This is a genomic window from Sphingomonas epibiotica, assembly GCF_039615155.1.
GTDB lineage: Bacteria > Pseudomonadota > Alphaproteobacteria > Sphingomonadales > Sphingomonadaceae > Sphingomonas.
This window is the reverse complement of the sequence record NZ_JBDGHY010000002.1, coordinates 551035-565899: the sequence shown is the minus strand read 5'-3', so window position 1 is coordinate 565899 and position 14865 is coordinate 551035. Positions and strand designations below refer to the sequence as shown.

Annotated in this window: 16 protein-coding genes and 1 pseudogene; 7 read left to right on the top strand and 10 right to left on the bottom strand. The window is 66.6% G+C overall.

Annotation, left to right across the window (positions count from 1 at the left end):
• The 4 genes from AAIO73_RS06360 to AAIO73_RS06345 form a co-directional block, all read left to right on the top strand.
• Window positions 1-749, top strand: a 749-nt coding sequence (locus tag AAIO73_RS06360) for an ImuA family protein (RefSeq protein ID WP_526023767.1), incomplete at its 5' end; no start/stop codon positions are given.
• Window positions 667-2448 (top strand): Y-family DNA polymerase, encoded by a 1782-nt coding sequence (locus tag AAIO73_RS06355; RefSeq protein WP_345876888.1) that lies wholly within the window; start codon window positions 667-669, stop codon window positions 2446-2448. The genes AAIO73_RS06360 and AAIO73_RS06355, both read left to right, overlap by 83 nt.
• Window positions 2448-5711, top strand: coding sequence for an error-prone DNA polymerase (locus tag AAIO73_RS06350; RefSeq protein ID WP_345876887.1), 3264 nt, complete (start codon window positions 2448-2450; stop codon window positions 5709-5711). The genes AAIO73_RS06355 and AAIO73_RS06350 overlap by 1 nt, the downstream gene beginning before the upstream one ends.
• Before the next feature lie 6 nt (window positions 5712-5717).
• Window positions 5718-5975: a hypothetical protein gene (locus AAIO73_RS06345; RefSeq protein ID WP_345876886.1), complete on the top strand. Its 258-nt coding sequence runs from the start codon at window positions 5718-5720 to the stop codon at window positions 5973-5975.
• Between the two features lie 23 nt (window positions 5976-5998).
• Here the strand turns inward: AAIO73_RS06345 and AAIO73_RS06340 are convergent, their stop codons facing one another.
• Window positions 5999-6457 (bottom strand): winged helix-turn-helix transcriptional regulator, encoded by a 459-nt coding sequence (locus tag AAIO73_RS06340; protein ID WP_526023766.1) that lies wholly within the window; start codon window positions 6455-6457, stop codon window positions 5999-6001.
• Between AAIO73_RS06340 and AAIO73_RS06335 the strand changes: the two genes are divergently transcribed.
• From AAIO73_RS06335 to AAIO73_RS06325, 3 genes and pseudogenes are all read left to right on the top strand, one after another.
• Window positions 6447-7478: a zinc-binding alcohol dehydrogenase family protein gene (locus tag AAIO73_RS06335; RefSeq protein WP_345876885.1), complete on the top strand. Its 1032-nt coding sequence runs from the start codon at window positions 6447-6449 to the stop codon at window positions 7476-7478. The genes AAIO73_RS06340 and AAIO73_RS06335 overlap by 11 nt on opposite strands.
• Window positions 7471-7770: a putative quinol monooxygenase gene (locus tag AAIO73_RS06330; RefSeq protein ID WP_345876884.1), complete on the top strand. Its 300-nt coding sequence runs from the start codon at window positions 7471-7473 to the stop codon at window positions 7768-7770. Before AAIO73_RS06335 ends, AAIO73_RS06330 begins: the two co-directional genes overlap by 8 nt.
• Window positions 7771-7840: 70 nt before the next feature.
• Window positions 7841-8146: pseudogene (locus AAIO73_RS06325) on the top strand (aldo/keto reductase); the annotation flags it as partial.
• Here the strand turns inward: AAIO73_RS06325 and AAIO73_RS06320 are convergent.
• From AAIO73_RS06320 to folB, 9 genes are all read right to left on the bottom strand, one after another.
• On the bottom strand, window positions 8145-8480 hold the full coding sequence (locus AAIO73_RS06320; RefSeq protein ID WP_345876883.1) for an MDR/zinc-dependent alcohol dehydrogenase-like family protein: 336 nt from the start codon (window positions 8478-8480) through the stop codon (window positions 8145-8147). The pseudogene AAIO73_RS06325 and the gene AAIO73_RS06320 overlap by 2 nt on opposite strands.
• Window positions 8477-9112: a zinc-binding dehydrogenase gene (locus AAIO73_RS06315; protein ID WP_526023772.1), complete on the bottom strand. Its 636-nt coding sequence runs from the start codon at window positions 9110-9112 to the stop codon at window positions 8477-8479. Before AAIO73_RS06315 ends, AAIO73_RS06320 begins: the two co-directional genes overlap by 4 nt.
• A gap of 207 nt (window positions 9113-9319) precedes the next feature.
• Window positions 9320-9565: an SRPBCC family protein gene (locus AAIO73_RS06310; protein ID WP_345876882.1), complete on the bottom strand. Its 246-nt coding sequence runs from the start codon at window positions 9563-9565 to the stop codon at window positions 9320-9322.
• Between the two features lie 21 nt (window positions 9566-9586).
• Window positions 9587-9832 (bottom strand): hypothetical protein, encoded by a 246-nt coding sequence (locus AAIO73_RS06305; protein ID WP_345876881.1) that lies wholly within the window; start codon window positions 9830-9832, stop codon window positions 9587-9589.
• A gap of 110 nt (window positions 9833-9942) precedes the next feature.
• Window positions 9943-10530 (bottom strand): hypothetical protein, encoded by a 588-nt coding sequence (locus AAIO73_RS06300; protein WP_345876880.1) that lies wholly within the window; start codon window positions 10528-10530, stop codon window positions 9943-9945.
• An 11-nt stretch (window positions 10531-10541) separates the two neighbouring features.
• Window positions 10542-11717 (bottom strand): zinc-dependent alcohol dehydrogenase, encoded by a 1176-nt coding sequence (locus AAIO73_RS06295; RefSeq protein WP_345876879.1) that lies wholly within the window; start codon window positions 11715-11717, stop codon window positions 10542-10544.
• A 209-nt stretch (window positions 11718-11926) separates the two neighbouring features.
• Window positions 11927-13006 carry an FAD-binding oxidoreductase gene (locus AAIO73_RS06290; RefSeq protein ID WP_345876878.1) on the bottom strand — a complete coding sequence of 360 codons (1080 nt, stop codon included), beginning with the start codon at window positions 13004-13006 and terminating at the stop codon, window positions 11927-11929.
• A 22-nt stretch (window positions 13007-13028) separates the two neighbouring features.
• A complete protein-coding gene (locus AAIO73_RS06285) occupies window positions 13029-14276 on the bottom strand; it encodes an aromatic ring-hydroxylating oxygenase subunit alpha (RefSeq protein ID WP_345876877.1) in 1248 nt (415 codons plus the stop codon).
• Between the two features lie 121 nt (window positions 14277-14397).
• Window positions 14398-14847 (bottom strand): dihydroneopterin aldolase, encoded by a 450-nt coding sequence (gene folB / locus AAIO73_RS06280; RefSeq protein ID WP_345876876.1) that lies wholly within the window; start codon window positions 14845-14847, stop codon window positions 14398-14400.
• Between the last annotated feature and the right edge of the window lie 18 nt (window positions 14848-14865).

The window sequence follows — 14865 nt, the reverse complement described above, 5'->3', positions numbered from 1 at the left end:
CCGCCTGTCCCGAAGCCCTGACGCGTCTGCGCGACGTGATGGGCTCCGTGCGCGATGGCGAGGGTGAGGTCCTGCCCTTCGGCATCGCAGCGATGGATGCCCGATTGACGAGTGGCGGACTAGCGGTGGGCGGCCTGCATGAACTAACCTCGGCAACGCCGACGCTCACCGACGATGCGGCCGCCACGCTGTTCGCGGTCGGTATCGCGGCACGTGCGGCGGCGCGGAGCGGCCGCCGTGTGCTGTGGGCGCTGACCCGGTTCGATCTCTACGCGCCAGGTCTCGAACAGGCGGGATTGAACCCGGCGACGCTGCTCTTCGTCGAGGTGCGCGAGGACAAGGACGTCCTTGCCGTCATGGAGGATGGTCTGCGCCATGGTGGCCTCGCGGCGGTGGTCGGCGAGGTGAAGCGGGCCAACATGGTGGCAACGCGGCGGCTGCAACTGGCGGCGATGACGGGCAACACGCCCGCCCTGCTGTCCCGCCGCTGGCGGCGACAGGGTGTCTGCCCGCTGACCGAATTATCGGCGGCGATGACCCGGTGGCGGATCGCCTGCGCGCCCTCTGCGCCGATATCCCCGCAGATCGTCGGGCGAGGACGCTGGATGGTCGAACTGGCGCGCCAGCGCGGCGGCCCGGGTTTCACGATGGAATTGGAGGCATGCGATGACACGGGTCGCCTCGCTCTACCTGCCGCATCTCGCGATCGAGCGACTGCGGCGGCTGGAGCGGCCGCGCGCGCTGCCTGAGCCGAGGCCCGCGCCCCTCCTGCCGGTCGACGACGACCCCGGCGCCTGTTCGGTGCCGCGGGGCGGCGGCTGGCGTCCCGGCGCCCGCTGGGCGCGGCAGGGGGCCGCGCGCGCGGCGGTCGAGGAGCAGGTGGCGGCACTTCCGCTCCACCAGCGCCCCCAGATGCGTGAATTGGGTCGCCGGTCCGAGGCGGCGGATCACCCCTTCAAGCAACCGATCGCACCGGATCAGCGTCAGCCCGCGCCGCCGCCACTGACGCACCATGTGCCGATGATCCTGGCCGAAGCGATCGGCCAGCGACAGGTCATCGCTGCTGCCTGCCCCGCCGCCATGGCGCTGGGCCTGACCCCCGGCATGGCGGTGACGCAGGCGCGCGCGCTGATCCCGGATCTCGACATCCGTCCCGCCGATCGGGCGGCGGATGCGGCGTTGCTGGACGATCTGGCGCTGCACGCCGTGCGCCACTGGACCCCGACCGCCGCCGTCAGCGGCGAGGACGGCCTCTGGCTGGACCTGACCGGTGTCGCGCACCTGCACGGCGGCGAGGCCCGCTTCTGCCACCGGCTGATCCGCTTCTGCCGGCGCTTTGGACTGACCGCGCGCGTGGCGGTGGCGGGCACACCGGGCACGGCCCATGCGCTGGCCCGCTTCGGCCGCGACGCCATGCGGCTCGTGCCCGACGGGCAGGAAGCGCAGGCGCTAGCGCCCCTGCCCCCTGCCGCGCTCCGCCTGACACCCGAGGCGATCGCCGCCGCCACCCGCTTCGGGCTCGACCGGATCGCCGACTTCTTGCCACTGCCGCGTGGACCGCTCGCCCGGCGGCTCGGCATGGCAAGCGTCCGCCGTCTCGACGAGGCACTGGGGCGCGTGGCCGAACCCATCGTGCCCGTCGTCCCGCAAGAGGTGCCCATCGCCCGGCTCCGCCTGCTCGAACCGATCGGCACGGCGGAGGCGATCGAGCAGGTGATCGGTGACCTGCTCGCCGCGCTGATCCGGCAACTGGTGGAGCGCGGACGCGGCGTGCGGGCGTTGGTGCTGACGCTGGAGCGGATCGACGGCAGCATACAGCATCTGTCGGTCGGCACCGCGCGCGCGACCCGCGATGCCGGCCATCTCGCCCGGCTGTTCCATCTGTGCATCGAACGGATCGACCCCGGCGACGGGATCGAGGCGATGCGACTGGCCGCCCCCCGCACCGAGCCGCTTGGCGCGACCGCACTCGCCGCCAGTCTGGCCGGGGACGATGCGCCGCCGGACGTCGCGCTGCTGGTCGACCAGATCGCCGGCCGGGTCGGCGAGGAAGCACTGTTCACGACCGCGCCGGTCGAAAGCGACGTGCCCGAGCGCGCCGTGCGACGCGCATCGCCGCTCGTCACGCCGACGGGCTGGCCGTCCTGGAAGCGGCCCGTCCGCCTGCTGCGCCGGCCCGAGCCGCTGGTCGGCGTGCTGGCTCTTCTCCCCGATGCGCCGCCGCGCCGCTTCACCTGGCGGGGGCAGGTCCATGCGGTGGTCGCGGGCGACGGCCCCGAGCGCATCCATGGTGAATGGTGGCGGCGCGACGGCGAGGTCTGGGCGGTGCGTGACTATTTCCGGGTCGAGGACGACACCGGCGCGCGCTTCTGGCTGTTCCGCCGCGGCGACGGGGTCGAGCCTGCGACCGGCGATCTCAGCTGGTACCTCCACGGGCTATTCGGCTGATGACCACCTATGTCGAGCTGCAGGTGACGAGCCATTTCTCGTTCCTTCGCGGTGCTTCGTCGCCCGACGAACTGTTCGCCGCCGCCGCGCTGCAGGGCCATGGCGCGCTCGGCATCGTCGACCGCGGCAGCGTCGCGGGGCTTGTGCGGGCGTGGGAGGCGCAGAAAGCGACCGGCGTGCGTATGATCGCGGGGGCGCGGGTCGACCTGGACGACGGCCGCGCGCTGCTCCTCTACCCGACCGACAAGCCCGCCTGGTCGCGGCTGACCCGGCTGCTGACGCTGGGCAAGGCGCGCGCCGGCAAGGGCGGTTGCACGCTCGGCTGGAGCGACGTCGTCGCGTGGCGCGAGGGACTGGTCGCGATCCTGCTGCCGGGCGAAGCAGATGCGGTGACCGCAGCGCAGCTCGCCGAGCTGCGCACGACCTTCGGCGCACGCGGCTATTGCGGACTCGCCTTCCGCCGCCGGCCCGACGATGCGCTGCGGCTGCACGATCTCGCCGCGCTCGCCGGAGCAGCTGGCATCCGTGCGGTGGCGCTCGGCGACATCCTCTACCATGCCCCCGAGGCGCGGCTGTTGCAGGACGTCGTCACCGCGATCCGCGAGAAATGCACGGTCGACACGCTCGGCTTTCGGCGCGAGCGCCATGCCGACCGTCACCTCAAATCCCCGGCCGAGATGGAGCGGCGCTTCGCCGCCTTCCCCGACGCCATCGCCGCCACCGCTGCGATCGCGCGCGCCTGCAGCTTCGACCTCGGCGAACTCAGTTACCAATATCCGCACGAGCGGGTGGTCGAGGGGCTGACCGCGCAGGGCGCGCTCGAACACCTGACCGAAATCGCCGCGGCGCGGATGTTCCCCAACGGACTTCCGAAAGCCTATCGCGACCAGATCGCGCACGAGCTCAGGCTGATCGGAGAGCTGGGTTACGCGCCCTACTTCCTCACCGTGAACAGCATCGTCGCGGAAAGCCGGCGGCGCGGCATCCTGTGTCAGGGGCGCGGATCGGCCGCCAACAGCTGCGTCTGCTTCGTGCTCGGCATCACCAGCATCGACCCCATAAAGCACGAGCTGCTGTTCGAGCGCTTCGTCTCCGGCGAGCGCCGCGAGCCGCCCGACATCGACGTCGATTTCGAGCATGAGCGGCGCGAGGAGATCATCCAGTGGATCTATGACACCTACGGTCGCAACCATGCCGCGCTGACCGCCGTCGTCACCCGCTATCGCGCGCGAGGCGCGGTGCGCGAGGTCGGCAAGGCCTTGGGCCTGCCCGAGGATCTGACCAAGGCGCTCGCCGGCCTCATCTGGGGCTGGAGCCAGGAGGGCGTCGGCGAGAAGCAGGTCACTCAGCTTGGCCTCAACATGGATGACCGGCGCCTGCGCCTCGCGCTGGAACTGTCACGCCAGCTCATCGGCGTGCCGCGCCACCTGTCTCAGCATCCTGGTGGCTTTGTGCTGACCCAGACCCGCCTCGACGATCTCGTCCCCATCGAGCCCGCCGCGATGGTCGACCGGCAGGTGATCGAATGGGACAAGGACGATATCGACGCACTGAAGTTCATGAAGGTCGATGTGCTGGGGTTGGGCATGCTCGGCTGCATGAACCGTGCCTTCAACCTACTGGAGGAGGCCAAGGGCGTGGCGGTCGGCATGGCCGACCTGCAGGACGACGATCCGCACGTCTATGCGATGATCCAGAAGGCCGACACGCTCGGCACTTTCCAGATTGAAAGCCGCGCGCAGATGTCGATGTTGCCACGCATGAAGCCGGCGCGCTTCTACGACCTCGTCATCGAAGTCGCGATCGTGCGGCCGGGACCGATCCAGGGCGACATGGTCCACCCGTACCTCCGCCGTCGCGAAGGACGCGAAAAGCCGGACTATCCGCGCCCCGAGCTGCGCGCGGTGCTCGAGAAGACGCTGGGCGTGCCGCTGTTCCAGGAACAGGCGATGAAGGTCGCGATCGTCGGTGCAGGCTTCACCGCGGTCGAGGCCGACCAGCTCCGCCGCGCCATGGCGACGTTCAAGTTCACCGGCGGGGTCAGCCACTTCTACGACAAGCTGGTCGAGGGCATGGTGTCGCGCGGCTACCCCCGCGACTTCGCCGAACGGACCTTCAAGCAGATCGAGGGCTTCGGCTCCTACGGCTTTCCCGAGAGCCACGCCGCCAGCTTCGCCAAGATCGCCTATGCCAGTTGCTGGATGAAGCACCATCATCCCGACGTCTTTTGCGCGGCGCTGCTCAACGCGCAGCCGATGGGCTTCTACGCGCCGGCCCAGGTCGTCCGCGACGCGCGCGAACACGGCGTCGAGGTGCGGCCGGCCTGCATCAACGCCAGCCGCTGGGACTGTACGCTAGAACAAACACCCGGCCGCTATCTCGCCGTGCGGCTCGGACTGCGCCAGGTGCGCGGCCTTGCCAATGCGCATGGTGCGGCGATCGTCGCGGCGCGGGGGGACGCACCTTTCCAGTCGGTCGAAGAGGTGTGGCGGCGTGCGGGCGTGCCCCGTGCAGCGATCGAGCGACTGGCCGAAGCAGATGCCTTCCATGCGCTGGGCGAGGATCGCCGTCAGGGGTTATGGAAGGTGAAGGGCTTGGGCGAGGCCCCCCTCCCCCTGTTCGCCGCTGCCGATGCGCGCGAAGCCTCGTTCAGCCCGGAGGGGCTAGAGCCGGACGTACCCTTACGCCCACTGACCGAGGGCCGCGAGGTGGTGGAGGATTACCGCGCGCTGCAATTATCGCTGCGCGCCCACCCCCTTGCCTTCCTGCGGCAGGATCTCACTCGGCGCGGCATCGTCCGCTGCGCCGACCTCGCCCACATCAAGGACGGCCGCTATGTCGAGGTCGCCGGCATCATCCTTGTCCGCCAGAAGCCCGGCAGCGCCAAGGGCGTGCTGTTCATCACGATCGAGGACGAGACTGGGATCGCCAACGGCATCCTCTGGCCCGATCGGTTCGAGGCGCAGCGCCGCACTGTCATGTCGGCGGCGATGATCGGAATGAAGGGCCGGGTCCAGCGCGAGGGGCTTATCATCCATGTCATCTGCGACCGGATCATCGACTATGGCGGGCTGCTCGCCCAAGTCGGACAGATGGACTTCCCCCATGCCACCGGCCGGGGAGACGGTGCGCGCCATGCCGGGTCACCCGACCGGGGCGATGCCGGCTGGCGACCGGGCCCGCGCGACAGCTACTGGCCACCGCACGCCAATGGCCAAGACCCCGAACAGGTGGTGCGGATCAAGTCGCGCGACTTTCATTGATTGGCCATGTCGCGCCATCAGCGGATCATCATAGACTTGTCGCTCCACATCCTGCGCGGGGCCGCCGCGCGGTCGGGCAAGGGCAAGGTCAACACCATCGAGGTGCGGCTCGCGCTTCGCTGCCTGATCGCGCATTGCCCAGAGCGCTGGCCGCTCGACATGTTCTGGAACTCCGCCGGTACCGATCACGACATCGGACGCGCCCAGGGCTGCACGGCAGCGCTGAATGGTATCGTCCGGCAGCTGGAGGCCGATCCGAGATAGCCTTGCTGTCGCCGGGCGGGACTTCACCGCAAGGCAAAAAGGTCCATATTCGCGTCGCCCCAAGCCTTCAGCGCCGCGATGATCGGCGACAGCGATCGGCCACGATCGGACAGGCTGTATTCGACACGCGGCGGCACCTGGGCGAAGACCTCGCGCTTGATCAGGCCATCGGCTTCCAACTCGCGCAGCTGGTTGGTCAGCATGCGCGGCGTCACATCACCAGCACGGCGGCGCAGTTCGTTGAAGCGCGTGGTTCCGTCCTGCAAATGGTAGAGGATCACCGCCTTCCACTTGCCGTCGATCAGGCTCACCGCTGCCTCGACGGCACAACCCGGGGTACAATCGAGGCGAGAGTGACGGGCTTTCGCCATCGGGACGGTATCCTTTTCGACACTATGAGCGTTTTTTGTGCCTACGACAAAAGCTGACACCGTCTCTATCTCGCGTACGTCAGCAGAAGGAGCAAGACCCATGCGCGCCATAGCCTATCGCCAGGCCGGCCCAATCGATCGAGCCGATGCCCTGATCGACGTAGAACTGCCACGGCCCATTCCGACCGGGCGCGATATTTTGGTCGCGGTCCGGGCTATCTCGGTGAACCCGGTCGACGCGAAGGTCCGCGCCGGCGCCGCACCGTTCGACGGGCGTGACGAACGCATCCTCGGTTGGGATGCGGCGGGTGTCGTCGAAGCGGTCGGCCCGGAAGCCACCCGCTTCAAGGTGGGTGACGAGGTTTTCTATGCGGGCGACCTGATGCGCGACGGCAGCAATGCGGAATATCAGCTGGTCGACGAGCGGATCGTAGGCCATCGGCCACGCAGCATCGGCTTCGCCGAGGCGGCAGCGCTGCCGCTGACGGCGATCACGGCCTGGGAAACCCTGTTCGACCGGTTGAAGGTCGACGATCAGCCGGCCAGCGGCGCCCGCGTCATTCTGATCATCGGCGGCGCGGGCGGCGTCGGTTCCGCTGCAATACAGATCGCGCGCGCCCGGACCGACCTGACCGTGATCGCCACCGCCTCGCGCGCCGAGACGGAAGGCTGGGTGCGTGACCTAGGCGCGCATCATGTCATCGATCATTCCCAACCGATGGCACCGCAGATCGCTGCCTTGGGGTTAGGCGCGCCTGCCTTCGTCTTCTCGACCACCCATACCGATCGCCATCTGGCAGATATCGCCGAGTTGATCGCGCCGCAGGGTCGCTTCGCGCTGATCGACGATCCCGCCAGCCTCGACATCGTCGGCTTCAAGCGCAAGGCGGTGTCGGTTCATTGGGAACTGATGTTCACCCGCTCACTGTTCGGCACGCCCGACCTTGCCGAGCAGGGCCGGTTACTCGACACGGTCGCCGAACTGGTCGATGCTGGCCGCATCCGCACCACGGCTACCGAGACGCTGTCGCCGATCAGCGCCGCCACGCTCACCGAAGCGCATCGTCGCATCGAAAGCGCCACCACGCGTGGCAAGATCGTTCTGGAAGGATGGGAGCCCCGGCATGACTGACCGAATCGTCCACGTCGTCGCCCGCCTTGTTCCGCGGCCCGGCAAGGCCGAGGAACTGGCCACCGCGTTACTCGACATGCTGGACGAGGTCCGCGCGGAGCCGGGCTGCCTGCTCTACGACGCGCATGAGAGCCGCGACATGCCCGGCGTGATCGTGATGGTGGAAAGCTGGACCGATCAGGCGGCCCTCGATGCCCATGGTCACGCCCCTGCCCTCACCCGCCTCGCCACCCGCTTCGACGCGTTGCTGGCCGAGCCGCCATCCGTCGAACGACTCCGCCGGATCGGATGATCTTCCCGTCACTTGCGGCGCGAGAGCACTCCATTCGTTGTCGTGCTCGAACGGACAAGCGAGACCATCCATGGACTATATCAAGCTCGGCCACACCGGCCTCGACGTGTCGCGCCTTTGCCTCGGCTGCATGACCTATGGCATCCCGGATCGTGGCAATCACGCCTGGACGCTGGGCGAGGAAGCGAGCCGGCCGCTCCTGCGGCAGGCGGTGGAGGCCGGGATCAACTTCTTCGACACCGCCAACGTCTATTCCGACGGCACGTCGGAGGAGATCGTCGGCCGCGCGCTGAAGGACTTCACCCGCCGCGACGAGGTGGTGATCGCGACCAAGGTCCATGGCCGGATGCGCCCCGACCCGAACGGCGCAGCCCTCAGGGGACAAAGACGGCACGCAGGCAGCCATCCTCCCTATGCTTGAACATGTGGTAGCCCTTCGGACTGTCCTCCAGCGAGAAGCGGTGGATGGCCAGCGCGGCTGGCGTCAGTTCGCCGCGTTGGACGTGCTCCAGAAGACGGGGAACATAAGCCTGGCCATGCTGTTGCGCGGTCCGCACCGTCACGCCCTTGTTCATCAGCAACCCAAGCGGAAACTTGTCCATGACCCCATAGACCCCTAGGATCGACAGGGTGCCACCCTTGCGGACAGCCAGCATCGCCTGACGCAGCGCCTCGCCGCGATCCATCTCCATGTAGAGCGCCTGCTTCACTCGGTCATATACCTGCTGAAGCCCCGTGCCGCCCTCCTCCATCCCCACCGCGTCGATACAAGCGTCAGGACCACGGCCCCAGTCAGTTCCTTCAGTGCCTCGACGACGTCGACCTTGGTGTAATCGAGTGCGATCGCGCCCAATGCCTCTGCCTGGGCGAGCCGTTCGAGGTAGCGATCGATCGCGATCACGCGCTCGGCACCGAGGATCATCGCGCCCTGCTGCGTCATCAGCCCGACCCCGCCGCAGCCCCATACTGCAATGACATCGCCGCGCTGGATATTGCAAAAGTCCGCAACCATGAAACCGGTGGGTGCAGCGTCGGAGATGAACAGCGCGGCCTCGTCCGACACGCCGTCGGGAACGACGAAGCAGTCGGTGTTGGCGAAGGGCACGCGCACATATTCCGGATGCGCACCCGCATAGCCACCGAATGTATGCGAATAGGCATAGATGCCGGCGGTCGGATAGCCGAGCAACGGCTCCTGCATTTCCGGCTTCGGATGGGTTGTGTCGCAGAGGGAATACAGGTCGTGCCGGCAATACCAGCAGCTTCCGCACGATATGAACGACGCGATGACGACCCGGTCGCCCTTCTTGACCTTCGTGACCTCGCGGCCGACGTCGACGATCTAATCCATGAACTCATGACCGAGCACGTCGCCCGCCCCCCCATCGTCGGGATAAGGCCGTCGATCAGGTGCAGGTCAGAGCCGCAGGTGGTCGAAAGCCTTACCTTCAGGATCACATCGTTCGGGTTCAGGATATCGAGGTCGGCGACGGTCTCGACGCGCAGGTCGTTGATGCCGTTCCAGCACAGTGAACGCATCGAGTTTCTCCTAACGGTCGCTGCCGCCATGACGGGAGGCGGGTTGGGGATCGGTTGTGGGGATCTCGCCGGTCAGCGCGAGCGCGCGGAACCGGTAAAGCGCTTTCAGGACGATTTCGCAGGGCACGATATGAAACAGCTTTTCGACTGCCTTGCCAATGGCGCCGCCCGGCGGATCGAACCGTAGGTCGAGGTGCAATTCGGTTCCGCGATTGCCGGGGGCGGTCCGGAAGGTCAGCACGCCCGTATTCGCCACGTCGGCGTCGTCGAGCGTTGATCAGCGCACTTCGTCGCCTGTATCCTCCACGGTCGTGCGCCAGCGATATGTTCCTCCGGCCGGACCATAAGCGGTCCATTCGGCGGTGCGATCATCGAGGGCGGAGATGTCGGCGAAATGCGCCCAGATGCAGGATTGCACATCCGGACGCAGCCAGAGTCTGCGCAGTTCGTCGGCGGGCCGGCCGATCGTGACGGCGGCCCGCGCCTCCGATTCCAACGGCTTGTCCGGTGCATCAACCGTCATGAAGAAGCCCTTTCTACTGCCACTGGTGGTCATAGCGGTGGCGCGGGAGGGTTGCCGCGGCACCGATTGAGCGCATGTCGGGGACGGTGGCGTGGTGCGATGATCCGACGCTAGGCGGGCACTCTTGGCAGCGCCTTCGCAACACTGCCCTCCGCGTGGTAGTCAGGCGGGATCTTGAAGTCCTTGCGGGCGAGACCACGGGAAGCCGTCAGACCACGTGGCCAACCGCTGCGATCCGAATAGTCGCGGTCGCTGTCCGGTTCACGACGATGCACTGCTTTCACGCCGTTGTAGGCGACGATGTCAAGCAAGGTGATGCCTAGCACCAGCGCGGTCGCGACCGCTGCGGTGCGGCGCTTGGGATTATCCCCGTGCAACGCGGTTGCGAGCGTCGCAAGGTCGAGCACGTCGCCTCCGATCCGGGCCGCGAGCCCGACAGGCTTGTCTATCGACAGCGTCGGCACGGCGCTTGCCAACTCGCGCGCGCCATAGCCGCGGATCAGACCCTCCTTGCCGTCGAGCCCGAGGCTGCGGGCGAGCTTGCCCGGCGCCACCAGTTCGGCGACGCCAAGTCCGATCGAGAACCATCCGAGCGCCCGTGCGAGCCGGTCGGCGCCAGTCATCGAACTTGGGCCTTTACGCTCGATACGCGGATCGCCGGGCGACCGGGCAATGCCAGTGAGATTGATGAGTGACATGAAAGCCTCCGTCAGGGCTGAAGCACGACCTTGATGCAGCCGTCCGCCTTGTCGCGGAACGTGGCGTACATCTCAGGCCCTTGGGACAGATCGACCTTGTGGGTAATGACGAACGAAGGGTCGATCTGGCCATCCTCGATCCGGCGCAGCAGATCGCCGGTCCAGCGCGGCACATGCGCCTGCGCCATGCGGAACGTCAGGCCCTTGTTCATCGCCTGCCCCATCGGAATTTTGTCCACCAGTCCAAGATATACGCCGATGATCGAGATGACCCCGGCCGGTCGACAGACGTAGATCATCTCGCGCAAAACATGCGGTCGGTCGTTCTCCGCCATCAGCATCTGTTTGGCACGATCCAGCACAGTGTCGGGCTGACCGAAGCTGACGTGACTTTCGGTGCCGACCGCATCGATGCATTTGTGCGGGCCAAGACCGCCGGTCAGCTCGTTCAGCCGCTCGACGACGCTTTCCTTTTCGAAGTTGATCGTAATCGCACCCGCCGCGGCGGCCATCGACAGCCGTTCGGGCAGATGGTCGATGGCAACGACCTGTTCGGCGCCAAGCAGAAACGCGGAGCGGATCGCCATTTGTCCGACCGGGCCGCAGCCCCAGATCGCCACCGTATCACCAGGCTGGATATCCGCCTGTACCGCCGCCTGCCATCCCGTCGGCAGGATGTCGGAGAGGAACAGCAGTTTCTCGTCGTCGATACCGTCGGGCACCTTGATATGCGTGGTGTCCGCAAACGGCACCCGCAGATATTCGGCCTGTCCACCCGGATAGCCGCCGGTCAGATGGGTATAGCCGAACAACCCGGCCGTGCGGTGGCCGAACGCCTTGTCGCCCAGCTCGCCCTTGCGGTTGGTCCGCTGACAGACCGAAAAATTACCGCGCCGGCACTGCTCGCACTCGCCGCACTGGATGGTGAAGGGAATGACGACGCGGTCCCCTTTTTTCAGCTTGCCTTTCGACCCGCTGCCGACCTCGACCACCTCTCCCATCGTCTCATGGCCCATGACGTCGCCGGGTAGCATCGCGGGAACGAGATTGTGAAAAAGGTGCAGGTCCGATCCGCAGATCGCGCAGCTCGTCACCTTGATGATAGCGTCGCGCGGATCTTCGATCGAAGGATCGGACACCGTGTCGTATCGGATGTCCTCCTTGCCGTGCCAGACTAGGGCTTTCATGCCGGTCTCCTTGATTAAGCAAGGCGACCTAAGCCTTTATGGAAGCAGCAGAATATGCGGGCGATCCCTTAGGGATATTCCGCAAACCCCGCGGCCGGGCTGCTCCGGTGACCCAGCAGGGAGAACGGGGCTCTGACCAGGGAAGCTTCGAGACCCACTGCCTCGAGGCGCTTCGCGAACAACGGGTGGATAGCGAACTGGCGCGTTGGTCAGGCGTCGACGCTGAGATCCCGATCCGGTCGAGCGCAGCAAGCCAGAATATACCCCTCCGCAATCTCGTCGTCGAGGATGCCGCCATTGTGCTCCATGCGGACCTCGCCGGAATGCTTCATGACCTTGCAGGTGCCGCAAAGGCCCGATTCGCAGGCGGCCGGGATACGGACGCCGGCGTGGCGCGCGGTTTCGAGCACGGTCCGGCCGGGTTCGCAGGTCGCGCTGACGCCGGAGGTGGCGAAGGTGATCGTCACCGCCGCATCGGAGGTGCCCTCGGCCAAGGGCACCTGCTCGCTCGGTGCGTTTGCCGGCGCCTCGCCGAAGCTTTCCTGATGATAGCGGGCCATGTCCGCCCCCGCATCGCGGACGATGCCGCCGACCAGCGTCATGAACGCGTCCGGCCCGCAACAGAATATCTCGCGCGTCGTCAGGTCCGGCACGAGCATCGCCAGGCGCGCCGCGTCGAGGCGCCCGCGAAGCCCGCTCCAGGTCTCGCCGGGCGGATTGTCGCGGACAATCATCGCCAGCGATAGGTTCGGCATCTGCCGGTCGAGCAATTCGAGTTCGCGGCGGAAGATGATATCCTCCGGCCGTCGTGCGACCGTGACGAAGGCGACGTCGCTGTCGGGCGCGCAATCAGCCATCCAGCGCAGCATCGACATCATCGGCGTGACGCCCGATCCGGCCGATACGAACAGGTAGCGCGGTGCCGGATGCGCGACATGGGTGAACTGCCCGGACGGGCCATAGGCACGGATGCGCGCGCCGGGTCGCAGATGGTCGAACATCCACCGCGTGCCGATGCTGTCGGCCTGCGCCTTCACCGTCACCGCGATCGATAAAGGCCGGGAGGGCGAGGACGACAGCGTGTAGGTCCGCAGCAACGGGCCACCCTCCGCCGGCAGTTCCAGCGTCACGAACTGTCCGGGACGATAGCGGAACCAGCGATCGCGTTCGGAACGGAAGGTGAAGGTCTTCACCCCCGGCGCTTCGTCGACGATGCCGATCACTTCCAGATGGTGCAGCCGGTCACTCCACGGCGACATCTCGTCGAGATGGAGATAGCGGCCCGTCATCGCCCGCTCCGCGCGCAAAGGATCACGCGACCCGCCGAATGCGATCTAAACCCGCGCCGTCCAGCCGGGACTCGATCGCGCGCGCATACCAGTCGACGAACTGGATCACCCCGCCCTCGTGAAGCTGCGAATAGGGTCCGGGTTCGTAGGCGGGGGAGCGGATGCCGAGCGCATTCTCCTCGACGATGCGGCGATCCTGGTCGTTGGTCTGGGTCCAGACATGCGTCAGCGTGTCGAGATCATAGTCGACGCCCTCGACCGCATCCTTGTGGACCAGCCACTTCGTCGTCACCGCGGTTTCGTTCGGGCCGATCGGCATCACGCGGAACGTCACCGCGTGGTCGATCAGGACGTGGTTCCAGGTCGTCGGATAGTTGAACAGCATCAGCGCGCCGATCCGCTCGGCCGTCACCCCGTCGGACAGGCCGCGGGCGACGGCGCGCTTGCCGTTCATCGTATAGCTTTCCGCCTCGCGCAGCAGCGGCGCGCGGATCGCGCGGAACTGGCCGCTGTCGTGGATGCGGAACTGCGCCGGCAGCCCGGCCGCCTCGCACCGCGCCCAATGCGCCGCCATTTCTGGATCTTCCTCGCCGCCGGCGACGCCGGTGACGTTGGGCGACTCGTCATAGGTCTTGCACAATTCGGGATGGCTGCCCGCGCAATGATAGCATTCGCGGTTATTTTCCCAGACCAGCTTCCAATTGCCCTTCTCGACGATCGTCGACTGGAAGGCGATCTTGGCATCGGTCAGGTTATGCGGCGCGAAATAGGGGCGCATCAGGTCGCTGAACGGTGCGAAGGCCGGCGGCTTGTCGGCCAGGCAGATGAAGATATAGCCTGCGACGCTCTCGCACGCGACCGGCTTCAGCGAATGCTGGGTCGGATCGAACCCCTCCCCCATCTGCCGCGCGAAGGCGAGCGAGCCGTCGAGATTATAGGTCCATTGGTGATAGGGACAGACCAGCTTGGCGACGACGCCGCGATCCGCACTACACACCCGGCTGCCGCGATGGCGGCAGCTATTGTGAAAGGCGCGGATGGAGCCGTCGCGATCGCGCAGCACGACGATCGGATAGGCCCCGACCTGTAGCGTGAAATAGCTGCCGGGCTTCAGCAGTTCGCAGTCGTGGCCCGCGAACAGCCAGTCGCGATACCAGATCAGGTCTAGATCAACGTCGAAGAACGCCTGATCGACGTAAAAGGGCTGGGGCAAGGAATAACCGTCCTTACGATGACGGATCAGGTTCAGCATCTCGCTACGGACGTTCATTTCTTATCCTTCCCAATGCAGCCGCGGCTCCGCCGGACACGCGCCCGGCGGAAATCACACCTGTTCCTCTCGCACCGCTATTCTGCGCCCATTCAACTGCGCCGATGACCATGGAGGCTATTCAGACTCGGCCGGGCGTCAATAGGACGATCGCGTCATCCCCAACCGCGGATCGCGACACAACAGCCGCCGCATTGGCCGTCCCACTCGCCATTGGCCACGTCACCTCGACCTCGACGTGATCCAGTATGCCGTGGATCGGTACGCTCGGCTTACGCAGCGTGATGCGGGCGTGGGCGATCGCGGCGAAGCGGTCGCACAGCTCGCGCGCGATCTCCAGTGCGAGCGATTCGATCAGCAGCCGTCGCCGGCCCCGCACCACCCGTTCGATCTCGGCGAAGATCTCGCCATAATCGACTGTCCCGACGATCGTCTGGCCATCGCGCGCCATCGTCGCATCGACCTGCACTTCCGCATCGATATGGAAGCGCTGACCAAGTGTCCCCTCTTCGTCGAACACGCCATGATGCGCGAAGAAGGAACAGTTCTTAAGACGGATGACATAGCGCACGATGCGGGACCGGCGACC